The organism is Azospirillum sp. A26 (assembly GCF_042604635.1).
Classification (GTDB): domain Bacteria; phylum Pseudomonadota; class Alphaproteobacteria; order Azospirillales; family Azospirillaceae; genus Azospirillum; species Azospirillum palustre.
In genome coordinates this window covers 851,262-876,208 of record NZ_CP170473.1, presented here as the reverse complement: position 1 = coordinate 876,208, position 24,947 = coordinate 851,262, and the positions used below count along the sequence as shown (strand labels likewise).

The 24,947-nt window shown below is 69.0% G+C and carries 18 protein-coding genes; 9 read left to right on the top strand and 9 right to left on the bottom strand.

Annotated elements, in window-relative coordinates; genetic code table 11:
• Positions 1-116 precede the first annotated feature (116 nt).
• Complete coding sequence (locus tag ABNQ39_RS17965) at positions 117-4,898, top strand: alpha-2-macroglobulin family protein (protein ID WP_376962290.1); 4,782 nt, start codon at positions 117-119, stop codon at positions 4,896-4,898.
• Between the two features lie 58 nt (positions 4,899-4,956).
• On the opposite strand, the gene ABNQ39_RS17960 is transcribed toward ABNQ39_RS17965, so the two are convergent.
• Positions 4,957-5,145: a hypothetical protein gene (locus ABNQ39_RS17960; RefSeq protein ID WP_098738052.1), complete on the bottom strand. Its 189-nt coding sequence runs from the start codon at positions 5,143-5,145 to the stop codon at positions 4,957-4,959.
• A gap of 336 nt (positions 5,146-5,481) precedes the next feature.
• Between ABNQ39_RS17960 and ABNQ39_RS17955 the strand changes: the two genes are divergently transcribed.
• The 5 genes from ABNQ39_RS17955 to ABNQ39_RS17935 all read left to right on the top strand — a co-directional run bounded on the left by ABNQ39_RS17955 (position 5,482) and on the right by ABNQ39_RS17935 (position 12,312).
• Positions 5,482-5,961 carry a MerR family transcriptional regulator gene (locus ABNQ39_RS17955; protein ID WP_376962288.1) on the top strand — a complete coding sequence of 160 codons (480 nt, stop codon included), beginning with the start codon at positions 5,482-5,484 and terminating at the stop codon, positions 5,959-5,961.
• Positions 5,958-7,094 carry a thiolase family protein gene (locus ABNQ39_RS17950; RefSeq protein WP_376962286.1) on the top strand — a complete coding sequence of 379 codons (1,137 nt, stop codon included), beginning with the start codon at positions 5,958-5,960 and terminating at the stop codon, positions 7,092-7,094. The genes ABNQ39_RS17955 and ABNQ39_RS17950 overlap by 4 nt, the downstream gene beginning before the upstream one ends.
• Before the next feature lie 26 nt (positions 7,095-7,120).
• Entirely contained in the window at positions 7,121-9,460 is a 2,340-nt protein-coding gene (locus tag ABNQ39_RS17945) for a 3-hydroxyacyl-CoA dehydrogenase/enoyl-CoA hydratase family protein (protein ID WP_376962284.1), read from the top strand.
• Between the two features lie 16 nt (positions 9,461-9,476).
• Complete coding sequence (locus ABNQ39_RS17940; RefSeq protein ID WP_376962282.1) at positions 9,477-11,267, top strand: acyl-CoA dehydrogenase C-terminal domain-containing protein; 1,791 nt, start codon at positions 9,477-9,479, stop codon at positions 11,265-11,267.
• A gap of 391 nt (positions 11,268-11,658) precedes the next feature.
• On the top strand, positions 11,659-12,312 hold the full coding sequence (locus ABNQ39_RS17935) for a response regulator (protein WP_376962280.1): 654 nt from the start codon (positions 11,659-11,661) through the stop codon (positions 12,310-12,312).
• Between the two features lie 81 nt (positions 12,313-12,393).
• On the opposite strand, the gene ABNQ39_RS17930 is transcribed toward ABNQ39_RS17935, so the two are convergent.
• The 6 genes from ABNQ39_RS17930 to mutY form a co-directional block, all read right to left on the bottom strand.
• Complete coding sequence (locus tag ABNQ39_RS17930; protein ID WP_174469987.1) at positions 12,394-12,828, bottom strand: CBS domain-containing protein; 435 nt, start codon at positions 12,826-12,828, stop codon at positions 12,394-12,396.
• Between the two features lie 255 nt (positions 12,829-13,083).
• On the bottom strand, positions 13,084-13,791 hold the full coding sequence (locus ABNQ39_RS17925) for an OmpW/AlkL family protein (protein WP_376962278.1): 708 nt from the start codon (positions 13,789-13,791) through the stop codon (positions 13,084-13,086).
• Positions 13,792-13,947: 156 nt separating this feature from the next.
• Entirely contained in the window at positions 13,948-14,457 is a 510-nt protein-coding gene (locus ABNQ39_RS17920) for a hypothetical protein (protein WP_376962276.1), read from the bottom strand.
• A gap of 45 nt (positions 14,458-14,502) precedes the next feature.
• Complete coding sequence (locus ABNQ39_RS17915) at positions 14,503-15,642, bottom strand: NAD(P)/FAD-dependent oxidoreductase (protein WP_376962274.1); 1,140 nt, start codon at positions 15,640-15,642, stop codon at positions 14,503-14,505.
• A 33-nt stretch (positions 15,643-15,675) separates the two neighbouring features.
• Positions 15,676-16,392 (bottom strand): DUF1194 domain-containing protein, encoded by a 717-nt coding sequence (locus ABNQ39_RS17910; RefSeq protein ID WP_376962272.1) that lies wholly within the window; start codon positions 16,390-16,392, stop codon positions 15,676-15,678.
• A gap of 33 nt (positions 16,393-16,425) precedes the next feature.
• The gene (gene mutY, locus ABNQ39_RS17905; RefSeq protein ID WP_376962270.1) at positions 16,426-17,484 is read right to left on the bottom strand and encodes an A/G-specific adenine glycosylase; all 1,059 of its coding nucleotides are present in this window, start codon (positions 17,482-17,484) and stop codon (positions 16,426-16,428) included.
• 149 nt (positions 17,485-17,633) lie between these two features.
• Here mutY and ABNQ39_RS17900 point away from each other — a divergent pair, with 149 nt between their 5' ends.
• The 3 genes from ABNQ39_RS17900 (at position 17,634) to smc (ending at position 22,436) form a co-directional block, all read left to right on the top strand.
• Positions 17,634-18,107, top strand: a complete 474-nt coding sequence (locus ABNQ39_RS17900; protein ID WP_376962268.1) for a DUF721 domain-containing protein — start codon at positions 17,634-17,636, stop codon at positions 18,105-18,107.
• 66 nt (positions 18,108-18,173) lie between these two features.
• Positions 18,174-18,836 (top strand): DsbA family protein, encoded by a 663-nt coding sequence (locus ABNQ39_RS17895; protein ID WP_376962266.1) that lies wholly within the window; start codon positions 18,174-18,176, stop codon positions 18,834-18,836.
• 138 nt (positions 18,837-18,974) lie between these two features.
• Positions 18,975-22,436 (top strand): chromosome segregation protein SMC, encoded by a 3,462-nt coding sequence (gene smc, locus ABNQ39_RS17890; protein ID WP_376962264.1) that lies wholly within the window; start codon positions 18,975-18,977, stop codon positions 22,434-22,436.
• Between the two features lie 30 nt (positions 22,437-22,466).
• On the opposite strand, the gene ABNQ39_RS17885 is transcribed toward smc, so the two are convergent.
• Together ABNQ39_RS17885 and ABNQ39_RS17880 are read right to left on the bottom strand one after the other, a co-directional pair.
• A complete protein-coding gene (locus ABNQ39_RS17885; protein WP_376962262.1) occupies positions 22,467-23,519 on the bottom strand; it encodes a hypothetical protein in 1,053 nt (350 codons plus the stop codon).
• Between the two features lie 66 nt (positions 23,520-23,585).
• Positions 23,586-24,866, bottom strand: a complete 1,281-nt coding sequence (locus ABNQ39_RS17880; protein ID WP_376962260.1) for an NAD(P)/FAD-dependent oxidoreductase — start codon at positions 24,864-24,866, stop codon at positions 23,586-23,588.
• Positions 24,867-24,947 lie beyond the last annotated feature (81 nt).

The window sequence follows — 24,947 nt, the reverse complement described above, 5'->3', positions numbered from 1 at the left end:
AACCTCGGCCGCTTGGGCATACTCCGCGCCGGTTTTATCCAGGTCCGAGCCGACGCCAGGGCTGCCCCCCGGCCGCGTGCCTTCGGATCCACCCGCGGAATTGGGGCCTGTCTATAATGTTGCGTGCGCTGGCGCGTGTCTGTGCCGTTCTTGCCGCGTGCTCCGGCACGCTCACCGTATCCCAGACCTTCGCCGCCGATCCGCCGGCCGAGCCGGTGCCCTTCGGCGTATCCAGCGTCGAGGTGGTGGCGGAGCGCGATACGCCACAGGCCTGCTTCACCTTCACCGACCGGCTGGAGCGCTCGCGCGCCGTCAACTACCGCGACTATGTCACGGTGGAGCCGGCGGTCGACGGTGCCGCCATCGCCCGCGACCGCACGCTCTGCGTCGAGGGGCTGCGCCACGGCGACAGCTACCGCGTCACGCTGAAGGACGGGCTGCCCGGCGCCGACGGCAAGCGCCTGCCGGCCGCCGACACCCGTGAGGTGCAGGTGCCCAACCGCAAGCCGTCGCTGGCCTTTCGCGGCGCCGGCTACATCCTGCCGCGCGTCGGCGCCGAAGGGCTGCCGCTGCGCTCCATCAATCTGGACCGGGCGAAGCTCCAGGTCCTGCGCATCGCCGACCGTGCGCTGGTCGAGAAGATCTATTTCGGCCGCATCACCCAGCAGATGACCGATTACGACATCGGCGAGATCCTGGACAAGTCGGGTCAGGAGGTCTGGCGCGGCGAGATGGGGATCGGCAACCAGCCGAACCGCACCGTCACCACCGCCTTCCCGATCGACGCCGTGCTGGGCAAGCTCGAGCCCGGCGTCTATGTCGCCATCGCAGGCGCCGACGAGATCAAGCCGGGCGGCTGGGACCGCAAGGCGACCCAGTGGTTCGTCGTCTCCGACCTCGGCCTCAACACCATCCTGGGCGACGACTCGCTGGTGGTCTTCTCCCGCTCCGTCCAGACCGCGGCACCCGCTGCCGGGGTGGAGCTGCGTCTGGTCGCCCGCAACGGCACCGAACTGGGACGCCTGCAGACCGGCGAGGACGGGCTCGGCCGCTTCGACCTCGCGGCCTTGCGCGCCGCCGGGGCCGAGCCGGTCCAGGCGCTGTTCGCCGCGCGCGGCGACGGCGACTTCGCCGTTCTCGACCTGACCGCCGGCGGCGCCCCGCCGGCCGAGGCGCAGGACAAGCCGGTCGGCGTCGTCCGCCCGGCCGCCGGCGGACTCGACACCTATCTCTACACCGAGCGCGGCATCTACCGTCCGGGCGAGACGGTGCAGCTGACCGCCCTGCTGCGCGACGCCGACCTCAACCCGCCGCCGGCCGGCAAGCAGTTGACCATCCGCGTCCTGCGTCCCGACGGCCTGGAGGTGGAGCGGCGCAGCCTGGCCGACAGCGGGGCCGGCGGCTATGCCACCCGCATCGACCTACCGATGAACGCCTATCCCGGCAACTGGGTCGTCACCGCCCATGCCGAGCCGGACGGACCGGCCATCGGCCGCGTGGAGTTCCTGCTGGAGGACTTTGTGCCGCCGCGGCTGGACGTGGCGCTCGCCTCCCCGACCACGGAACTGGCCTCCGACGGCGAGGCCGACATCGCGCTCGACAGCCATTATCTCTACGGCGCGCCGGCTTCGGGCCTGCCGGGCGAGCTGACGGTGACTCTGCGCGCCGCTGCCAACCCCTACCCCAACCTGCCGGGCTACCATTTCGGTCTGGTGCAGGAGGAGGTGAAGCCGGCCCGCGCCGACCTGCCGGGCTTTATCACCGACTCCAACGGCTCCGCCCGCCTGAAGGTCAAGCTGCCGCGTCCGCCCGACAGCACCCGCCCGCTGGAGGCGGTGGTGCGCGCCACCCTGTTCGACATCGGCGGCCGTCCGGTCGGCCGCGATTTCGTGCTGCCGGTGCGCCACCAGCCCTTCGCCGTCGGCATCAAGCCGCGCTTCGAAGGCGACGGCGTGCCGGAGGGGGCCACCGCCGGCTTCGACGTGATCGCCGTCGGCCCCGACGGCAAGCCGACCGACCGCGCCGACCTCTCCTACGAGCTGTTCGAGGAGGAGTACGACTACGCGTGGTACGAGGCCAACGGCCGCTGGGACTACAAGGTCACGGTGAAGGACCAGCGGGTGACCGGCGGGTCGCTGTCGGTCCAGTCCGCCACCCCGGCCTCGGTGGAGACCCCGGTCGCCGCCGGCCGCTACCGGCTGGAGGTGTTCGATCCCAAGACCGGCGTCGCCAGCAGCTTCCGCTTCGCCGCCGGCTGGTGGATGACCCCGACCGCCGGCGACCGGCCGGACGCGGTCGACGTCTCGGTGATGATGCCGGCCTACCGCTCCGGCGAAAGCGCCTGGGTCTTCGTCAAGCCGCCTTACGACAGCCAAGTGCTGGTGGCGGTGGCCGACCGCGGCGTCAGCTATGCCGTCACCCGCGCCATCGGTCCGCAGGGCGCCTTCCTGGAAATCCCGGTCGGGCAGGGCTGGACCAGCGGCGCCCATGTGCTGGCGACCGCCTTCGCCACCTCCGACCCGCAGTCGAAGAAGCCGCCGCGCCGCGCCGTCGGCCTCGCCTGGCTGGCGATGGACAAGGCCCCGCGCACGCTGGACGTCCGGCTCTCCGCCCCGGCGGAGACGGAACCGCGCCGCGTCATGACCGCCGACATCGCGGTGGAGGGTGTCGCCGAGGGCAAGCAGGCCTTCGTCACGTTGGCCGCCGTCGACGAATCGGTGATGCAGCTGACCGACCAGCCCTCGCCCGATCCGTCCCGCCATTACCTGCGCAAGCGTCCGCTGACCGTGGAGCTGCGCGATTCCTACGGCCGCCTGATCGATCCGGCCAGCCTGGACGCCGCCCGGCCGCCGGTGCAGCCGACGCCGCGCCTGCGCCAGATCTCCGGGATGGTACCGCCCAAGTCGGAACGGGTGGTCTCGCTCTATTCCGGCATCCTGACCGTCGGCGCCGACGGCAAGGTTTCGGTTCCCTTCGACCTGCCCGATTTCCAGGGGCGCCTGCGCCTGATGGCGGTGGCCTGGAGCGAAGGGCGGATCGGTCAGGCCGAAAGCCAGATGCTGGTGCGCGACGCGGTCGTCGCCGACGCGGTGCTGCCGCGCTTCCTCGCCCCCGGCGATTCGGCGCAGGTCCTGCTGTCGCTCGACAACCTGAGCGGCCCGTCCGGCGATTACCGCATGACGCTGACCGCCGAGGGCGCCGTCTCCATCGTCCAAAGCGACTCGGGCAATGAGCTGGCCGTGCCGAAGCTGGTGCGCGGCAAGCGGGCGACCGCCGGCCGTGTGCTGACCGCCACCGCGGTCGGGGCCGGCCATGTCACGCTGGACGTCACCGGTCCCGACGGCGTGCGCGTCACCCGCCGCTGGGACGTGACGGTGCGTCCGGCCTCGCCGCCGGTGTCGCGCCGCAACGTCGCCGCTTTGCCGACCGACAAGGGCCTGACCGTTCCCGCCGACATCACCGCCGGCCTGCGGCCGGAAACCGTCGCGGTCGGTGCGGAGGTCGCGCCGCTGCCGGACCTGGACGTGCCGGGCCTGCTCTTCGCGCTCGACCGCGCCACCGCCGGCGGAGCGGAGCAGACCGCCAGCCGCATCCTGCCGCTGCTGTCGCTGAGCGACGTCGCCGCCGGCCTCGGCATCGCGCCGGAAGACCGCATCAAGGCGCGCGTCCAGCGCAGCGTCGACCGGCTGCTGACCTTCCAGCGCATCGACGGCGCCTTCGCCCCCTGGTCGCCGAAGGGCGATCTCGATCCCTGGCTGACCGCCTATGCGGTGGATGTGCTGGGCCGGGCCAAGGCGGCGGGCTACCGCATTCCCGACCAGCCCTACCGCAAGGGTCTGGACTGGCTGAAGCAGGCCATCGACAACGCCTGGGTCGAGACCGCCGACCTGCCGGGCCGCGCCTATGCGCTCCATGTGCTGGCGCGGGCCAAGATGATCGATGCCGGTGCGGTGCGGTACTTCCGCGAGAATTATTGGGACCGTCTGCCGACCGACTTCGCCCGGGCGCAGATCGCCGCGGCGACCGCCGTGCTCGGCGACCAGCCGGGTGCTGCGGAGGCCTTCTCCAAGCTGTCCGGCGCCCGCATGGTCACATCCGGCCTGCGCGATCAGGGATCCTCCCTGCGGGACGAGGCCGGCGTCGTCTTCCTGATGGCGGAGAGCGGCGCCGTGGAGCGCGACCGCATCTTCCAGGCCGCCGAGCGTGTGGCAAAGACCTTCGCCGCCGTCCGCACCACCAACCTGCAGGAGCAGGCCTGGCTGCTGCTGGCGTCCAAGGCGCTGATCGACCGGGCGGCGCCGATGAAGCTCGCCATCGGCGAGCAGACGGTGGAGAACGCCAAGCCGCAGATCCTCGCCGTCGATCCCACCGCCCCGCCCGCCATCCGCAATCTGGGCGGCGAGGTCCGGCAGATCGTCTCGGTGACCGGTGTGCCCGACCAGCCGGCCGGCGCGGAGGAGCAGGGGATGACCATCCGCCGCCGCCTGTTCGACATGGCCGGCCGTCCGGTCGATCCGGCCGGCATCCGCCACAACGACCTGCTGGTGGTGATCCTGGAGGGCGAGGTCGGCGACCCGCTCGACCATTCGGTGCTGGTCAGCGATCCGCTGCCGGCCGGCTTCGAGATCGAGAATGTCCGGCTCGCCAACAGCGGTCAGCTCGGCAAGCTGTCCTGGCTGGGCGACCTGTCGTCGGCCCGCAATGTCGAGTTCCGCGAGGACCGCTTCCTGGCCGCCGTCGACCTGCCGAAGGCGGCCCCCCGCTTCCGGCTGGTCTATCTGGTCCGCGCCGTCACCCCCGGCGACTTCGCGGCCCCCGGCGCCCAGGTGCAGGATCTCCAGCGTCCCCACCTGTCCGCCCGCACCGCCGCCTCCCGGCTGCGCGTGCTGCCGGAGTGAGTCCGGGCACAGGCGCAAGGGGCGCCGGCAACGGCGCCCCCAGACGAGTTGACGAAGCCTAAAGGTAGCTCTGTTCGCCCCGGTGGCTGTCCCGCCGCCGGGCGAGCAGGGTCAATCCTGCGACGACCACGGCGAATGCCAGGGTCAGCATCAGGTAAAAGGCCAATGCAAGGCCGACCGTCATGGTGCCGATCAGCACCATGGCCAGTATCCAGACGCCCAACGATACGATGGCGCGCGCCGACATGGGTTGTCTCCTGTCCCCTGTCCTGATCCGCCCGAAAATTTCAAAACCCGCCCTGAACCCGTCACGGCCTTCCGGCCGTCTGTTATTCGCCGCCCCCGCTTCCCACATCCGATAGGGGAATGGGGCGGACGCGCGCGTTCACACCAAAGCCTGCCACAGCTATTGGGAGTGCCGGGGCGTGGCATCCTGTCACTGTGCGGGCGCGCCGCACCTATTGGTGGCTGGGCAGGGCCTGCCCGCTGGCCTGCCAACTGGTTGGCATGGTCAACAAGTCTGTTGACAGCATGCGGCATCGACCTTACCTTTACGTAAACGTCAGGGAAGGGAGCAGGCGGAGTGGATCGGCTTTCGTTCGGCAACGGCGCGATGGGGATGGGGGAGGAGGGCGGCGATGGCTGCCTGTCCGGCCCCAGGCTCGCCATCGGCGAACTGGCCGGGGAGTTCGGTCTGACCCACCGCACCATCCGCCATTACGAGGATGAGGGGCTGCTGTCGCCGGAGAGGCTCGGCAGCGCACGCGTCTACGGCCACCGCGATCGCGCCCGGCTGGCGCTGATCTGCCGGGGCAAGCGGCTGGGCTTCAGCCTGGCCGAGATCAAGGATTTCCTGAACCTCTACGACACCGACGACGCCCAGATCGAGCAGATGCGCTATATGCGCTCCATCGCGCGCCGCCGGATTTCCGCACTTGAACAGCAGCTTGCCGACGTCCAGCAGACGCTGGCGGAGCTGTGCACCATCGACACCCAGATCTCCGAGCATCTCAGCCGCAACGGCATCACGGAGACGCAGGACATGGAGGAGAAGCACTCATGAAGTCGGTCGTCATCGCCGGTTATGCCCGTTCGCCCTTCGCCTTCGCCCACAAGGGCGAGCTGACCAAGGTCCGCCCCGACGATCTGCTGGCCCGCGTCTTCGCGGCGCTGGTCGAGCGCACCGGCCTGAAGACCGACGACATCGAGGATGTGATCGTCGGCTGCTCCTTCCCCGAAGGTGAGCAGGGCCTGAACGTCGCCCGCAGCATCGCCTTCCTGGCCAAGCTGCCGCAGACCGCGGCGGCCACCACGGTGAACCGCTATTGCGGCTCCTCCATGCAGTCGATCCATCAGGCGGCCGGTGCCATCCAGATGGGGGCCGGCGAGGTTTTCCTCTGCGGCGGCGTCGAATCGATGACCCGCGTGCCGATCATGGGCTTCAACCCGATGCCGAACCCGGCGCTGAAGGCCTCCTACCCCGAGGCCTACTGCTCGATGGGCATCACCGCGGAGAATGTCGCCCGCAAATACGCCATCTCCCGCGCCGAGCAGGAGGCGCTCGCCGTCGCCTCCCACGCCAAGGCGGCGGAAGCGCAGGCCGCCGGCCGCATGGCCGATGAGATCGTCGGCATCCAGACCCCGGCCGGCCTGATCGACAAGGACGGCTGCATCCGTCCCGGCACCAATGCCGACAGCCTGTCGGGCCTGAAGCCGGCCTTCACCGCCGATGGCACCGTGACCGCCGGCACCTCCTCGCCGCTGACCGACGGCGCCGCCGCCGTGCTGGTGACGACGGAAGAGTATGCCCGCGCCAACGGCCTTCCGATCCTGGCGAAGATCCGCTCGGTCGCCGTCGCCGGCTGCGCGCCGGAACTGATGGGTCTGGGTCCGGTCCCGGCGACCCGCAAGGCGCTGGCCCGCGCCGGCCTGTCGATCAATGACATCGACATCATCGAGATCAACGAGGCCTTCTCGTCCCAGGCCATCGCCTGCATGCGCGACCTCGACATCGACCCGTCCCGCATCAATCCGGACGGCGGCGCGCTGGCGCTCGGCCATCCGCTGGGCGCCACCGGCGCCCGCATCACCGGCAAGGCCGCGGCCCTGCTGAAGCGCGAAGGCAAGCAGTTCGCGCTGGCGACCCAGTGCATCGGCGGCGGCCAGGGCATCGCCACCATCCTGGAAGCGGTCTGACGAACGGGATCGGGGAGGAAACGACCATGAAGATCGAACGCGCCGCCGTGATCGGTGCGGGCGTGATGGGTGCGGGCATCGCCGCCCATTTCGCCAACGCCGGCATCCCCTGCGTCCTGCTCGACATCCCGGCGAAGGAAGGGAACGACCGCAGCGCCATCGCCAAGGGGGCGGTGGCCAGGATGCTGAAGACCGATCCGGCTCCCTTCATGCATCCCAAGAATGCCAAGCTGATCACGCCCGGCAATCTTGAGGACGACCTGAACCTTCTGGCCGATGTCGACTGGATTGTCGAGGCCATCGTCGAGAACCCGGCGATCAAGGCCGACCTCTACAAGCGCATCGACCCGGTGCGCAAGGCGGGCTCGGTGGTGTCGTCCAACACCTCCACCATCCCGCTGGCGGTGCTGACCGAGGGGCAGGGCGAGCAGTTCCGCCGGGATTTCCTGATCACCCACTTCTTCAACCCGCCGCGCTACATGCGGCTGCTGGAGATCGTCGGCGGCGCCGACACCCGCGCCGACGCGCTGGCCGCCATCGCCGACGTCTGCGACCGCCGTCTCGGCAAGGGCGTGGTCCATTGCAAGGACACGCCGGGCTTCATTGCCAACCGCATCGGCGTCTTCTGGATCCAGGCGGCGGTGAATGCCGCGGTCGATCTGGGCCTGACGGTCGAGGAGGCGGACGCCGTCGGCGGCCGTCCGATGGGCATCCCCAAGACCGGCGTCTTCGGCCTGATGGATCTGGTCGGGCTCGACCTGATGCCGCACATCGCCAAGAGCATGTCGGCCACCCTGCCGGCGAACGACGCCTATCGCGGCCAGATGCGCGAGCACCCGGTCATCACCAGGATGATCGCGGAGGGCTACACCGGCCGCAAGGGCAAGGGCGGCTTCTACCGCATCAACAAGGCCGGCGGCGGCAAGGTGAAGGAGTCGGTCGACCTCCGGACCGGCGAGTACGCCCCGTCGGAGAAGGCCCGGCTGGACAGCGTGTCCGCCGCCGGCCGCGACCTGCGCCGGCTGTGCGAGCACCCGGACAAGGGCGGCCTCTTCGCCCGCCGCGTCCTGGCCCAGACTCTGGCCTATGCCGCCAGCCTGGTGCCGGAGATCGCCGACAGCATCGTCGCCGTCGATGAGGGCATGAGGCTCGGCTACAACTGGAAGCAGGGTCCGTTCGAGCTGATCGACCGGCTGGGCACCGACTGGTTCGCCGAGCTGTGCCGCGCGGAAGGCATCCCGGTCCCGGCGCTGGTCGAGACCGCCGCCGGCCGTCCCTTCTACCGGGTCGAGGGCGGCAAGCTCCAGCACCTGACCACTGCCGGCGTCTATGACACGGTGGTGCGTCCGGACGGCGTGCTGCTGCTGTCGGACATCAAGCGCGCCGCCGGCAAGCCGGTGTGGAAGAACGGCTCGGCCAGCTTGTGGGACATCGGCGACGGCGTGCTGTGCGTCGAGTTCACCAGCAAGATGAACGCCGTCGATGCCGACATCATGGCCGCCTACGAGAAGGCGATGCGCCTGATCGGCGACGGCAAAGGTGACTGGAAGGCGCTGGTCATCCACAACGAGGCCGACAATTTCTCGGTCGGCGCCAATCTGGGCCTCGCTCTCTTCGCGCTGAACATCGGCCTGTGGCCGCAGATCGAGGAGATGGTGGAGGGCGGCCAGCGTACCTACCGCGCGCTGAAATACGCCCCCTTCCCGGTGGTGGCGGCCCCCAGCGGCATGGCGCTCGGTGGCGGCTGCGAGATCCTGCTGCATTCCGACCATGTCCAGGCCCATGCCGAGACCTATGTCGGCCTCGTCGAGGTCGGCGTCGGCCTGATCCCGGCCTGGGGCGGCTGCACCGAGATGCTGGCCCGCCATCAGGCCAACCCGAAGGCGCCGCGCGGTCCGATGCCGGGCATCGCCAAGGCCTTCGAGATCATCAGCACCGCCACCGTCGCCAAGTCGGCGGCCGAGGCCAAGGAGCTGCTGTATTTCCGCGCCACCGACGGCATCACCATGAACCGCGACCGGCTGCTGGCCGACGCCAAGGCCAAGGCGCTGGAGCTGGCGGCGGACTATGCCGCGCCGGAGAAGACCACCAGCTATGTCCTGCCCGGCCCCAGCGCTAAGGCGGCGATGGAACTGGCGGTGGAAGGCTTCGCCCTGCAAGGCAAGGTCACGCCGCACGACAAGGTGGTTTGCGCCGCGCTGGCCGAGGTGCTGAGCGGCGGCGAGGAGGCCGACATCTCCAAGCCGGTCGGCGAGGACCACATCCTGCGGCTGGAGCGCGAGGCGTTCATGGGTCTGGTGCGCACCGGCGGCACCATCGACCGGATCGAGCACATGCTGCTCACCGGCAAGCCGCTGCGGAACTGAGGGGGAGGAACGAGAGATGCCGATCTACAAGGCTCCGCTTGAGGATGTGCGCTTCGTCCTGGACGAGATCGTCGGCCTGGACAAGCTGTCGGCCCTGCCGGGCTATGAGGACGCCACGCCGGAACTCGTCGGCCAGGTGCTGGAGGAAGGCGCCAAGCTGTGCGAGGAGGTTCTGTTCCCGCTGAACCAGTCCGGCGACGGCGAGGGCTGCCATTTCGAGAATGGCGAGGTCCGCACGCCCAAGGGCTTCAAGGAGGCCTACACCACCTACATCGAGGCCGGCTGGCAGGGTCTGGCCTGCGACCCGGCCTATGGCGGGCAGGGGCTGCCGAAGCTGGTCAACACCATGCTGGAGGAGTTCATCTGCTCCGCCAACCTCAGCTTCGGCATGTATCCCGGCCTGTCGCTCGGCGCCTACAACGCGCTGGCGATGTACGGCTCGGACGAGTTGAAGCAGCGCTTCCTGCCCAAGCTGGTCGACGGCACCTGGTCCGGCACCATGTGCCTGACCGAGCCGCATTGCGGCACCGACCTCGGCATCATCCGCACCAAGGCGGTGCCGGACGGGGAGGGTGGCTACAGGATCACCGGCACCAAGATCTTCATCTCGGCCGGCGAGCATGACCTGACCGAGAACATCCTGCATCTGGTGCTGGCCCGCCTGCCGGACGCCCCGGCCGGCACCCGCGGCATCAGCCTGTTCCTGGTGCCGAAGTTCATGCCCGATGCCGACGGCACGCCGGGGGCGCGCAACGGCGTCGCCTGCGGCTCCATCGAGCACAAGATGGGCATCAAGGCGTCGTCGACCTGCGTCATGAACTTCGAGGACGCCACCGGCTGGCTGGTCGGCGAGCCGCACAAGGGCATGCGCGCCATGTTCGTGATGATGAACGCGGCCCGTCTGGCCGTGGGCATCCAGGGGCTGGGGCTGGCCGAGGTGTCCTACCAGAACGCCGTCAACTACGCCCGTGAACGGCTCCAGGGCCGCTCGCTGTCGGGGGTGAAGGCACCGGACAAGCCGGCCGACCCGATCATCGTCCATCCCGACGTGCGCCGGAACCTGCTGACCGCCCGCGCCTTCACCGAGGGGGCGCGTGCGCTCGGCGCACTGACCGCCTACAAGCTCGACGTGGCGGAGAAGCATCCCGACGAGCGCACCCGCCGCGATGCCGACGAGTTCGTCCAGCTGATGACGCCGATCGTCAAGGCTCTGTTCACCGACATCGGCTTCGAGTCGGCCAACATCGCCGTGCAGGTCCATGGCGGCCACGGCTTCATCTGGGAGACCGGCGTCGAGCAGTATGTCCGCGATGCCCGCATCTGCCAGATCTATGAGGGCACCAACGGCATCCAGGCGCTCGACCTCGTCGGCCGCAAGCTGCCGCAGAACATCGGTCGCCTGCTCCGCCACTTCTTCCACCCCGTCGGCCGCGACATCGAAGCGGCGATGGAGAAGGACGAGTTGGGTGAGTTCGTGATGCCGCTGGCCAAGGCCTTCGCCAAGCTGCAGCAGGCCACCGCCCTCATTGCCCAGAAGGGCCTGAAGGATCCTGAGGAGGCCGGTGCCGCCGCCAGCGACTATCTGCGCCTGTTCGGGCTGGTGGCGCTGGGCTGGACCTGGCTGACCATGGTGGAAAAGGCGCAGGCCAGGCTCGAAGCCGGGGAGGGCAATGCCGCCTTCTTCGAGGCCAAGATCAAGACCGCGCGCTTCTATATGGCCAAGCTGCTGCCGCAGACCAACAGCCTGTTCATCACCATCGCCGCCGGCGCCAAGCCGCTGATGGAGCTGGAAGACACCGCCTTCTGACGGGCTGCGCGATCCTCGGTCCGATTGTCGTCCGGACTGTGAAACTTTAAAACCGGTCCGGTGCCGTAAGATGGCGCCGGACCGGTTTTTTTCTTTTCCGACAGATCCAGCCGCGCATTCGCACATTGACCTGAAATTGTCATAGCTCTTTGGAAATATCACTGCTGGGAAGTGCGGCCTCTGTCCCCTAGGCCATCGGAGCGGTGACAAAAGTTAATTTCGGGTTGTCGGTCATCGTCCCTGCGTGTTACATCTCAATAGAGATTACGTTCGGCCGGTGCCTGCTATATCCTTTGGATTTTAGGGAATATGCGGGTGGCGACAAACCCCTCCTTTTCTCAAGCCCTTTGGGCGTCTTTCGGAGGGGCAGCATGGTTCAGGAGTTTGAGCGATGAAGATCCTGATCGGTGATGATCACGTCCTGTTTCGGGAAGGTCTTCGCCGTCTGCTTGAGCAGCTTCGAGATAATGCCACCTTTGCGGAGGCAAGCAATTTCGATGAGCTTCTGGACATGGCGGCATCGAAGGACGAGACCTATGACCTCGTCCTGACCGACCTGCGCATGCCGGGGTGGCCCGGCTTTTCCGGCATCGGCATGCTGCGCGACCGGCAGCCGAACGCGAAGGTCGTGGTGATCTCCGCGTCCGAAGCGCAATCCGACGTGCGCGAGGCGCTGGAGAACGGCGCTGCCGGCTATATCCCGAAATCGTCCAGCGTGAAGATCATGCTGAGCGCGCTCGACCTGATCTTCTCCGGCGGCGTCTATGTCCCGGCGACGGTTCTGCGCGAGGGGAACGAGCCCGACCAGCGTGGCGGCGGCTCGGTCATTCCGCCGACCGATCCGCAGCTGGAACAGCTGCTGACCCAGCGCCAGCGCGAGGTGCTGGACCGTCTGCGCGAAGGCAAGTCGAACAAGCAGATCGCCCATGAGCTTGGCCTGTCCGAAGGCACGGTGAAGATCCACATGACGGCGATCTTCAAATCGCTGGGCGTGCGCAACCGCACCCAGGCGGCGATGGCCTTCCCGCAGTCGCATTCGGCCTGACCCCGCTCTTCCCGAGCAAAAGCAAACGCCCCGCCGGATCGCTCCGGCGGGGCGTTTGCTTTTCTGGCTGCGGAAACCGGGTCAGCCCATGCCGGCGACGTAGCCGCGCAGAGACTCGACCTCCAGCTCGGCATCGTCGATGCGGGCCTTCACCACATCGCCGATGCTAATGACGCCGATCACCCGGCCGGCCTCGACGATGGGCACATGGCGGATGCGCCGTTCGGTCATCACCGCCATCATGTCGGCAACGGTATCGGTCGGGGCGGCGGTGATCAGCTCGCGCGTCATCAGGTTCGCGGCCGGGCCGTCCAGGGCCGCGGCACCGTTGCGGGCGATTGCCCGCACGACATCGCGTTCCGACAGAATGCCGACCGGCTGCCCATCGCCATCGATCACCAGCACGGCGCCGATCCGATGCTCGGTCAGCAGGCGGGTGACGGCGGCAACGCTGTCGTCTGGTGCGGCAGAGACGATCCTGTTGCCCTTGCGCTTCAAAACGGCTGCAACATGCATGACGGTACGGCCTCCCTTCCGATGACCCCTATATCGGAATCATGGGAATGACCGTACAATCCGCAAGGCTGACGGTGAAAAGAAAAAAGGCCGCCTCCCCCAAATGGGAGAGGCAGCCCTTCGGATGCCCGGGACTGGTCCCGAAACCCGGTCCTAGAGTCTGTCTGATGCTTATTGAAGCACCAGACAGACTCTAAGCTTTTGGTTTTCCGTGTGATTCACGCTTCAAACGATTACGCTTGAACCGATCACACTTTAGAAGCGGTAGCCGACGCCGACGCCGACCAGCCACGGGTCCAGCGTGACCTTCGAGGTGACCGGCAGGACGGCGGAGCCCAGGCGGGCGTTGGCGGTCACGTCGGTCTTCAGGAAGACCTTCTTGACGTCGAAGTTAAGCGACCAGTTGCCGGTCAGGGCAACGTCGACACCGGCCTGCAGGGCCCAGCCGAAGCGGTTCTTGTAGTTGGTGTCGGTGATGCGCAGGCCGGCGGCGTTGGGGCTCTCGGCCGCATCCTCGTTGTAGAACAGGGTGTAGTTGATGCCGGCGCCGACGTACGGGCTGATGCGCTCCTTCGGCAGGAAATGGTACTGCACGGTCAGGGTCGGCGGCAGCAGCGAGACCTTGCCGATCTCGGTGACGCCACCGGCGGCGGCGATCAGGTTGCCCTTCACACGGTGACGGCTGGTGCCGGCGATCAGCTCGGCGGCGATGTTGTCGGTGAAGAAGTAGGTGAAATCGACTTCCGGAATGTAGTCGTTGCCGACCTTGGCCGAGCCGACGTCACCCAGCGTCGTGTTGTTGATCGTGCCCTTTTCCTGAGGCAGCACGGCCAGGCCGCGCGCACGGACGACGATGTCGCCGGCCGACTTACCCTTGAAGTCCTGAGCGAGCGACGGGGAAGCGATGGCGACAAGGGCCGAGGTCGCCAGCAGGGCGGCGGCGGCGCGCGACAGGATGGTCATGGGGTCTGCTCCAGGCAATGCGTTGTTGCTGTTCTGTGGCATCAGCCGATGGAGCTATTACCAGACACCGAGTACGGGTACTAGAGGGGCTACAACCCTTCCTCTCCTGATGAAGCAGCTATGCAACAGTGACGAGTTGTCGCATGGACAAGGTAATCAAGGGCTTGGTTTGATCGTCCGTTGCGGAACCAGCGCCATGCAGTTCTGGACGATGGCATAGCATTGGCCAAGTCGTGCCGACCCGCCGGTGGCACCGCCATATACGACGCGCTCGACCACGCCATTCCTCAAACTGAAGGTTGCTTCACAGTCGAAGCTGTTGACTTCATAACCATAGGACGGCCAGCCGGCGCCATAGCCGTAATAAGGCCAGCCCCAGCCGCCGTAATACCCCACCGGCGGCGGGCTTGGGTAGGAGACGAGGCGGGAACTGCGGTAGGTGAAGAACTCGCGGTTGTCGACACTGGCCTGGCGTTCCGGCACCCCGGCGCAGGACAGCAGCGTTTCCTTCGGCATGCCGACCAGCGCGGTCTGCGCCACCAGCGCCTCGTCCGCCGCGGGGTTGGCACAGCCAGCCAGCGCGCCGGTGGCGGCCAGCGCCGCCACGGCAAGAGCACGCCCGCTCATCGTCCCCGACCGATGCACCACCGACCGACGCACACGCATCGCACGCCTCCTGCGCCCCGACGGGCGACTCTGCCGACTTCCCTGTTAGCGTTTCCTGGCCGGCGACAGATCCGACTCGGTCACACCCAGCGCCCGCACATCCTCCGGCAGGCCGCGTCCGGTGGCCAGACCGGCCGCCACCCGGCCCATGGCCGGCGCCGTCTGGATGCCGTAGCCGCCCTGACCGGCCAGCCAGAAGAACCCTTCCGCATCCGGTGCGAATCCCACCACCGGCACCTTGTCGGCGACGAAGCTGCGCAGGCCGGCCCAGCGATGGGCCAATCTGCGAACGGAAAAGTGTGCGGCTTGTTCCAGCCGGTCCACCGTAATGGCGACGTCGATGTCCTCCGGCTGCACGTCGCAGGGCTCGATCGGCGTCTGATCGGCGGGGGAGGCCAGCAGGCGGCCGGCATCCGGCTTGACATAGAAGGTCTCGGCCACGTCCGACACCATCGGCCAGCCGTCCAGCCCGGCCTTGTCGGCGGGATCCTCGAACACCGGATCGAAGGTGATGGCGGTGCGCCGCTTGGGCACCAGACCGACGGTGGCGACGCCGGCCAGCGTCGCCAGCGCGTCCGCCCAGGCGCCGGCGGCGTTCACCACCACCGGTGCGGCAAAGCTGCCGGCCCCGGTCTCCGCCACCCACAACCCGTCCTTCCGAGCGAGCGCTCGCACTTCGGCATCGGTCACCACCCGGCCGCCGCGCGCCTTCAGCCCGCGCAGATAGCCCTGGTGAAGCGCATGCACGTCGATGTCGCGGGCATCCGGCTCCCACACGCCGCCGGCGACATAGTCCGGGCGGAGGAAGGGCGCGCGGGCCAGAACCTGTTCGCGGTCGTAGCGCTCCACCGACGGCGTCAGGCTGCGGCCCTGTTCGTACTCCGCATCCAGCCGGTCGATCTCGTTCTCGCGCCCGACGATGAGGACGCCGCGCGGGGTCAGCATCGCATGCTCGGCGAAGCCGGCGGGCGGGTCGGTGTAGAAGCCCCAGCTCGCCACCGTCAGCGCGCGGATCGGCGCCGGACCGTAGGTCTGGGTGTAGAGCGCCGCCGAGCGGCCGGTCGAGTGGTAGGCGGGCTGCGATTCGCGCTCCAGCACCAGCACCCGACCCTGTGCGGCCAGCTCGTAGGCCGCGGATGCGCCGGCAATGCCGGCCCCGATCACCAGGAAATCGACGCGCTCCAACGGTCCCGCTCCTCTCGCTTTGTTATCGGCCACCTATCTCGCGGCGGCGCTTTGCTGCGGCATTTGATCCGGCAGGGCCACCATTTCAAGGATCAGTTTCTGCCGCAATGCCGCGACGAAGCTGTCCTTGTCCAGGGCGGTCTTGACGAAGCTGCCCGGTCCGCCGATCACGGATTCCTCAAAATACTCCTCCAGCCAGGGGAATTCGTCGAGAATGGCGAGGCCGTTGATGACGATTCCGCGCTTCGTCACCCGGTCGCGCGCCTCGGCCGGCTCGATCCCGGCATTGGAAAAACCGTTGGACACCAGATCGATCACCTGCCGAGGCGCCTTGCCTCCCCGGTCGAACAGTTTCGCCGCCTCGACGAGGGCGCTGCCGATGGCGGTCGAGTCGCCCTGGAAGCCGCGGGGCAGGGCGTCGATGCGGTCGGCGAAGCGGCCGGCATCCTCCGGCTTGTCCAGCGCGGTCCAGGGGATCAGCACGCGCAGGCTGTTCGGCCCGGAATAGGCCGCTAGCGTCACCCGCGCCCCGGCCGAGGCCAGCGCGTCGGCCACCGCCGGATCGCGGAAGGCGGCGGCATGGCCCTGCAGCTGGAACTCCAGATCGCCGGTGGTGATCGAGGCCGATCCGTCGAGCGCCAGGACTAGCGCCACCCCCACCTTCCCATCCGTCCCGCCGGGCGGGGCGGCCAGCGCCGCTCCGCACAGGCCGAGCAGGGCCACCAGAAGGGCGATCACGGCACGCGGCATTCCCATCGGCACTCCATCAGGCGTCAGCCCCGCTCAGGCATGCGAGAGGGCATGGCGCACCACCTTCACCATCACCGACGGCAGGGCGTGATCGCCCAGCCGGTCCACCGGCACCCAATTGCCGTCGGCCAGACGCCAGTCGGCACCGGCCTGTCCGGCAACCACCTCAAGCTCCAGGTGAAAATGGGTGAATGTATGGCGGACCATGCCGGGCAGCCGGCGCCAGCGGGCGGGCAGGGGCTGCTGCGCCGCCACCGCCGCCTCGCCGGGCAGCTCCGGCCCCCAGGAGGTCGAGGGCACCTCCGCCATTCCGCCCAGCAGCCCTTCCTCCGCCCGGCGGCGCAGCAGGACGGAGCCGTCGGGGTTCAGCAGCCAATAGGCGACGCCGCGCCGGGTCGGCTTCTCCGCCTTGGCGACCTTGCGCGGCAGGGTTTCAGCAATACCGGCGGCGCGCGCCTCGCAATAGTCCGCCCATGGGCACAGCATGCATTTCGGCTTGCGCGGCGTGCAGATGGTGGCGCCCAGATCCATCATCGCCTGGGCATAGTCGCCGGGCCGGACGTCCGGCGTCAGGGTGGCGGCCAGCCGGCGCAGCGTCGGCTTGGCATTGGGCAGCGGCTCCTCCACCGCGAAGATGCGGGCGATCACCCGCTCGACATTGCCGTCCACCACGGTTGCCTTGCGGTCGAAGGCGATGGCGGTGATCGCCGCGGCGGTGTAGGCGCCGATGCCCGGCAGCTCCAGCAATTCCGCCTCGTTGCCCGGAAACCGCCCGCCATGAAGGTCCACCACCGCGCGGGCGCATTTGTGCAGGTTGCGCGCCCGCGCGTAGTAGCCGAGCCCGGCCCAGGCGACCAGCAGGTCGTCCAGCGGCGAGTCCGCCAGATCGCGTACGGTCGGCCAGCGTTCGGTGAAGTTGCGGAAATAGGGCGCTGCGGCGGGGACGGTCGTCTGCTGCAGCATGATCTCCGACAGCCAGACCCGGTAGGGATCGGCGGTCTCCCCCGGCTTGGCGCGCCAGGGCAGGTCGCGGCGGTGGCGGTCGTACCAGGACAGCAGCCGCCGGGCGGCCTCGATGGAATCTGGAATCATGATGGGAAGAAATAGAGGGTTCGGAGCGTCTGGGGAAGGGAGCAGGCCGGGCGCTGGGCATCGGCCCACGCTTGCGCTAGGGTGCCGCCAACCCACATGACCCGGAACCGGTCGCGAAGGCCGGGGCCGCACAGGAGTGATCGCAGAGCATGAGCGGACCGCGTCGCATCGGCCAATCCGTTCCGGAGGTCGCCGGCAAGGTGCTGGGCAAGCGCGGGCTTGCCTTCGGCGCGTTGATCACCGACTGGCCGTCCATCGTCGGCCAGCAGCTGTCGCTGCGCACTGCCCCCGACAAGCTCAGCTTCCCCCGCGGCAAGCGGGAGGAGGCGACGCTGCACATCCGTGCCATGGGCGCCATCGCGCTGGAGTTGCAGCATCTGGAGCCGCAGATCATCGAGCGCATCAACAGCTTCTTCGGCTATCGCGCGGTGGCGAAGATCAAGCTGATCCACGCGGCCCTGCCCTCATCCCCGTCGCCGGTGGTGCGCCCGCGCGCCCTGACGATGGACGAGGAGATCGGCATCACCACCACCACGGCGACCATCGAGGACGAGGAACTGCGCGCCACGCTGGAGCGCTTCGGCCGTTCGCTGATGGCCCGGCCGAAGCGGGCGGCGCGCTAGCCGCCTCGCTGGACGCATGGTTGCGTCATTGTCTATACGTCAACATCTGGTAGGAACGAGGGCAAAGTGAACCGCAAAATTCTGGGACGCAGGTATTTCGGGCTGGCCGGGCTTCTGGCCATCGGCTTCACCGCCGCGTTCGGCACCGCCATGACCGCCGCGCCGACGGCGGCACAGGCTGCCGCCACCCTGCCGCCGGTGTCGGAGCTGATGGCCGACCGCGTCATGGGCGATGCGAATGCGCCGGTGACGATCCTCGACTATTCGTCGATGACCTGCCCGCACTGCGCCCACTTCCACACCGACATCCTGCCGAAGATCAAGGAAGCCTACATCGACACCGGCAAGGTGAAGCTGATCTTCCGCGACTTCCCCTTCGATCAAGCCGCCCTCACCGCCAGCATGCTGGCCCACTGCGCGCCGGCCGAGCGCTACTATCCGCTGACCGACGTGCTGTTCAAGAGCCAGGCGACCTGGAGCCGTGCCTCCGATCCGGCCAAGGCGCTGGGCCAGTACGGCAAGCTGGCCGGCATGAGCCAGGAGACCATCGACGCCTGCCTCGCCAACAAGGAACTGGCCGACGCCATCCTGAACAGCCGCCTGACCGGCCAGAACCAGTACAAGGTCGAAGCGACCCCGACCTTCATCCTCAACGACGGCAAGGCCCGCATCGAAGGCGCCCAGTCGTTCGAGGAGTTCTCCAAGGCGATCGACAAGCTGCTGAAGTAAGTCTGTCTTCAAGATCCTTGTCAGTGATGCCTGCTCCCTGATCCTTCCCGGACTTTTGACGCTGGGGGGCGGGGAGCGGGCGACAGTTTTGCAGTGTCCGCACTGTTCTAAGCCCAGTACACCGAAGGTTCTTTCCCAGTGCAGTTCACGCGTCTCCGCCTGTCGGGCTTCAAGTCTTTCGTCGATGCCACCGATCTGGTCATCGAACCCGGCATGACCGGCATCGTCGGTCCCAACGGCTGCGGCAAGTCCAATCTGGTGGAGGCGCTGCGCTGGGTGATGGGCGAGACCTCGGCCAAGCGCATGCGCGGCGACGACATGGACGACGTCATCTTCGGCGGCACCTCCAGCCGGCCGGCGCGCAATCTGGGCGAGGTGACGCTGGCGGTCGACAACCGGTCGCGCACCGCGCCCGCCGGCTTCAACGAACATGACGAGCTGGAGATCACCCGCCGGATCGAGCGCGGGTCCGGCTCCGATTACCGCATCAACGGCAAGCTGGTGCGGGCGCGCGACGTCCAGCTGCTGTTCGCCGACAATGCCTCGGGCGCCGCTTCGCCGGCGCTGGTCAGCCAGGGCAAGGTGGCGCAGATCATCTCCGCCAAGCCGCAGGACCGCCGCGCCCTGCTGGAGGAGGCCGCCGGCATCACCGGCCTGCATTCCCGCCGGCACGAGGCCGAGCTGCGGCTGAAGGCGGCGGAGACCAACCTGACCCGCCTCGACGACGTGATCGGGGCGATGGACACCCAGCTGCAAAGCCTGAAGAAGCAGGCGCGGCAGGCATCCCGCTACCGCAACCTGTCCGACCAGATCCGCAAGGCGGAGGCGGTGCTGTGGCATTTGCGCTGGCTTGCCGCCCAGGAGGAACGCGCCCGCGCCCATGCCGCCTTCGCAGCCGCCGAGGCCGAGGTGCGCGACCGCATGCTGGCCGTCAACCAGCTGGCCGCGCGCCGCACCGAAGCCGCCGCCGGCCTGCCCGAGAAGCGCCAGGACGAGGCGCGGGCGGCCTCCGCCCTGCAACGGCTGGTGATCGCCCGCGAACAGCTGGACGCCGAGGAGAAACGCGTAGCCGACCAGCAGCGTGCGCTGGAGGCGAGGCTGCGCCAGATCGCCGGCGACCTCGGCCGCGAGGAGGCCTTGGCCGCCGATGCCGGCGAGGCGCTGGCCCGGCTGATGGCCGAGCGCGACCGCTTGATCGAGGCGCAGGCCGACGAGGAGATGCTGGAGGATGCCGCCGGGGAGGCTCTGGCCGAAGCGCGCGAGCAGGTCGACGCGCTCGACCGCGAGCTGACCCGGCTGACCGAGGCGGTCGCCACCGACGAGGCCCGCCGTGTCGCCACCCAGCGTCAGGCCGCAGAACTGGAGGCCCGCGCCGCCGGCCTCGCCAAGCGGCTGGCCGACCAGCAGGCCCAGCGCGCCGCACTGGAGGCGGAGATTGCCGCCCGTGCCGACCTGTCGGACGCCGAACTGGCGGTCGAGCTGGCAGAACAGCGGCTGGAGCAGGCCCGCGATGCCGCCGAAGCCGCCGAACAGGCGAAGGCGGAGGCCGAACCGGCCCAGTCCCGCGCGCGGGAGACGCTATCCGCCGCCGACAGCGCCCGCGCCCGGCTGCGCGCCGAGGAACGCGCGCTGGCCGAACTGCTGGAGGCCGGTGCCGGCGGGCAGTTCCCGCCGCTGGTCGATGCGGTGACGGTGTCGCCCGGCTATGAGGGGGCGCTGGCCGCCGCGCTCGGCGATGCGCTGACCGCGCCCTTGGACACGGCAGCGCCGGTGCATTGGCGCATGCTTCCCGCCTACGAGGCCACAGCGCCGCTGCCGGCCGGCGCCGTGCCGCTGTCGAACCATGTACAGGGCCCGCCCGCCGCCGGCCGCGCGCTTGCCCACATCGCGGTGGTCGCCGACGCCGCCCAGGGTGCGGCCCTGGCGGCGACGCTGGCGCCCGGACAGGTGCTGGTCAGCCGCGACGGCGGGGCATGGCGCTGGGACGGGCTGACCGTGCAGGCCGGCGCCCCGACCGCCGCCGCCATCCGCCTGAAGCAGCGCAACCGGCTGGCCGAACTCCGCGGCGAGCTGGAGCTTGCCGAGGAACAGGTCGAGCTGGCGCGCGAGGCGCTGGACGCCGCCAAGCGGACGGTCGAGGAAGCGGCCCAGACCGACCGCCGCGCCCGCGACGCCGTGCGCGACGGCTTCGCCGCGCTGAACGCCGCCCGCGACCGCCATGCCAAGCTGGCGCGCGAGGCCGACGCCGCATCCACCCGCCTCGCCGCGCTGGCGGAGGCGGTGGAACGGCTCGCTGCCGAGGAGGGCGAGGCCGCCGCCCGCCGCGACGAGGTGCTGGACCTGCTGGAGCAGCTGCCCGATCCGCGCGAAGGGCGGGAGCAGGTCAACGACCGGCGCACCGCCCTGGCCGAGCGCCGCGCCGTCCTGGCCGAGCGGCAGAACGCGCTCGACCGGCTGACCCGCGAGGCCCAGGCCCGGCGCCTGCGCCTTGCCGCCATCCAGTCGGAAACCGCCTCCTGGGACACCCGCTCCGCCGGGGCCGGCGGCCGCGTCGCCGAGCTGCGCCAGCGTGCGGCGGAGGCCGAGGGCGAGATCGCCCTGCTGGCCGGCCGGCCGGCCGAGATCGCGGCGGAGCGCCAGGAGCTTCTCGACCGCATCGCCCTGGCCGAGCGCGACCGCAAGCGCGCCGCCGACGCGCTGGCCGAGGCAGAATCCAGGCTGGCCGCGACCGAGCAGGCGCTGCACGATGCCGAAGCGGCGCTGGCCGATGGGCGCGAGGCCCGCGCCCGTGCGGAAGCCGCGGTGTCCGCGGCGCTCCAGCAGGAACGCACCCTGACGGAGCGCATCGCCGAACGGCTGGACTGCCGGCCGGAGGACACGCGCGCCGCCGCCGACCTCGACCCCGCCGAACCGATGCCCGATGCGGGGGCGGTGGAGGCGCGGCTCGACAAGCTGACGCGCGAGCGCGAGAACATGGGGCCGGTCAATCTGCGCGCCGAAATCGAGGCGGAGGAGCTGGACGCCCAGATCGGCGGACTGAACGGCGAGCGCGAGGATCTGACTGCCGCCATCGCCCGCCTGCGCCAGGGCATCGCCAGCCTGAACCGCGAGGCGCGCGAACGGCTGGTCGCCAGCTTCGACGTGGTCAACCGCGACTTCCAGGAGCTGTTCACCCGCCTGTTCGGCGGCGGCAAGGCCTATCTGGAACTGGTCAACGCCGAGGATCCGCTGAATGCCGGGCTGGAGATCTACGCCAGCCCGCCGGGCAAGAAGCTGCAGGTGCTCTCGCTGCTGTCGGGCGGCGAGCAGGCGCTGACGGCGCTGTCATTGCTGTTCGCCGTCTTCCGGTCGAACCCGGCGCCGATCTGCGTGCTGGACGAGGTCGACGCCCCGCTGGACGAGGCGAATGTCGGCCGCTTCTGCGATCTGGTGGAGGACATCGCGCGGCAGGGCGACACCCGCTTCCTGATCATCACCCACCACCGCCTGACCATGGCCCGCGTCGACCGCCTGTTCGGCGTGACGATGGTGGAGCGCGGCGTGTCGCAGCTGGTCAGCGTGGATCTGAGCCGTGCGGAGGAGCTTCGGGGAGTGGCGTAAAGGGGGAGGGTCGGCGGAGGCCGCCCGCGCTCATCCCCCCCGCTTCCACACCGTCGTCTCGATGTAGCGGCTGGCCAGGAACCGGTAGGTCTGCTTCTGCAACGCCTCCACCTTGGGCGAGCGTTCCATCGAGATGTCGTCCCAGCCGCGCAGCAAATCTTCCCACTCCAAGAGCTTGGCGCGCAGATCGTCGCGGATCTTGCGGATGAACTGGATGGTGGGGTGGAAGTTGCGCAGCGCGCCGACGATATCGCCGGTCTGGGCGTCGGCCTGATCGAAGATCATGTCGTATTCGCGCACCGGCTTGCGGATCAGCCCCTGCATCCGGTTCAGCTCGCTGCAGAAGGTGCGGTCGGTGCGGTAGATGGTGGCGAGCTTGCCCATTGCCTGCTCGATCCGGCGGATGTGCCTGAAGCGGTCGCGCAACGCCTCGATGTAGGACAGTTCCTGCGCCAGATCGTCGATGCGGTCGGTCAGGTACTGTTCGGGGTTGTTGGTCAGCTTCAGCCGCTCGGCGATCTTGGCGAAGGCCGCCTTCATCTTCTCGTGCGTCTGCGGATCGTCCAGCAGCTGTTCCAGCTGCGACTGGTCGGAAACGATGATCTCGTTGCCGGTGAAGGACGAGACGATCTGCATGGTCAGCCGCCCCTTGGCGGCGATGCGGTGCTTGTCCTCCACCGACCAGGAGGCGCGGCCGTCAAGCAACTCGCCGGGAATTTCCTCGCCCGGCCGGATCTGCTTCACGAAGGCCAGCCCCTGTTCGATGACCTCCAGCAGGCGGGCGTCGTGGGTGCCGTCCTCGATCTGGAAGGACTCCATCAGGGTGGGGAAGGCCAGCGCCACCTTCAGATCGCCCAGCAGCATGTTCAGCACGGGATCCTTGCTGTTCGGATCCTGGCAGAAGAAGGCGCCCGGCAGGCTGAAGACCTTGTGCTGGAAATCGAAATGCGTGTCCCGCATCGGCTGGACCAGGACATTCTCCTGCGCCGCCTTCTCGGCGATGGCAGCGTCTGGGGCGGTGTCCTTGCCCGGTGCGGCATCCGAAGAGGGAGGAGTCTCGTCGCTGCTGGAGATGTCGGTCATGGGTGGGGGTGATACTCGGCGGGGGACGGAGGTGGATGGGGGGAGGGCATGGATTGCTTCCCCAGCCTACAGCAGATCGCGCAGACGGAACCACATCATTGCGAGGACCAGCGCCGGGGTGCGGAAACGCCGTCCGCCGGGGAAGGGGGTGTGGGGGACACGGGCGAACACGTCGAAGCGCCCGGCGGTGCCGCTCACCGTCTCCGCCATCAGCCGCCCGGCCATGCCGGCCAGCGCCACGCCATGGCCGGAATAGCCATGGGCATAGAGCGTGGTCGGCGACAGCCGGCCCAGATGCGGCATGCGGTTCATGGTGATGGCGACGCGCCCGCCCCAGAAATAATCGACGCGGGCGTCCTTCAGATCCGGATAGATCGCCAGCATCTTCATCCGCATCGCCTGCTTCAGCCCCGGCCCATCGACGCCGGAATAGCTGACGCCGCCGCCGAACAGCAACCGGTGGTCGGCGGAGCGGCGGAAGTAATCCAGCGAGAACTTCATGTCCGAAACCGCGATGTTGGTCGGCAGCAGGGTCCGTGCCCGCTCTTCGCCCAGCGGTTCGGTGGCGATCATGTAGGTCGCGACCGGCATGATGGTGCGGTCGAGCGCCGGGGCCAGCCCGCCGAGATAGGCGTTGCCGGCCAGGATCAGGTACCTGGCCGTCACCCGGCCGCGTTCGGTGCGGACCCAGGGCTTCGCCCCGCTGTCCATGGCCAGCACGCGGCTGTTCTCGAAGATGCGAACCCCGGCGGCATCGGCGGCGCGGGCGAGGCCCAGCGCGTAGTTCAGCGGGTGCAGGTGGCCGCTGCCCTCGTCCAGCAGGCCGCCGATATAGGCGTCGCTGCCGACATGCTTGCTGATGCCGGCGCGGTCCAGCCGCTGCACCCGGTCATAGCCGTACCCGTCGCGCATCTCGCGTTCCAGCGCTGCCACGTCCTGCATGTGGCGCGGCTTCAGCGCGGCATAGGCGAAGCCCCAGGTCAGGTCGCAGGCGATGGCGTGGCGCTCCACCCGCCCGGCCAGCTGGGCCTTCGCCTCCTCGCCGAACTCCCACAGGCGGCGGGCATCCTCCTTGCCGACCCAGCCCTCGATGGTCGCCATCGGCTTGTTGTAGCCGGTGATGATCTGTCCGCCGTTGCGGCCCGAAGCGCCCCAGCCGCACTGTTCCGCCTCCAGCAGGACGACGTCGAAGCCGCGCTCCGCCAGTTCCAGCGCCGCGGTCAGGCCGGTGTAGCCGCCGCCGACGATGCAGACGTCGCAGGCGGTCTCTCCCTCCAGGGCCGGTCGGTCGGAAGGGCGAGCGGCGGAGGCCGCGTACCAGCTGTTCAGGTAGGAGGCTTTCGGCATGGCCGCAGTTAAGTCCGAGCCGATGGGGGAGGTCAACGGAAAGGCGGATATTTCACCGAACCGTCATGCGGAACCCTCTGG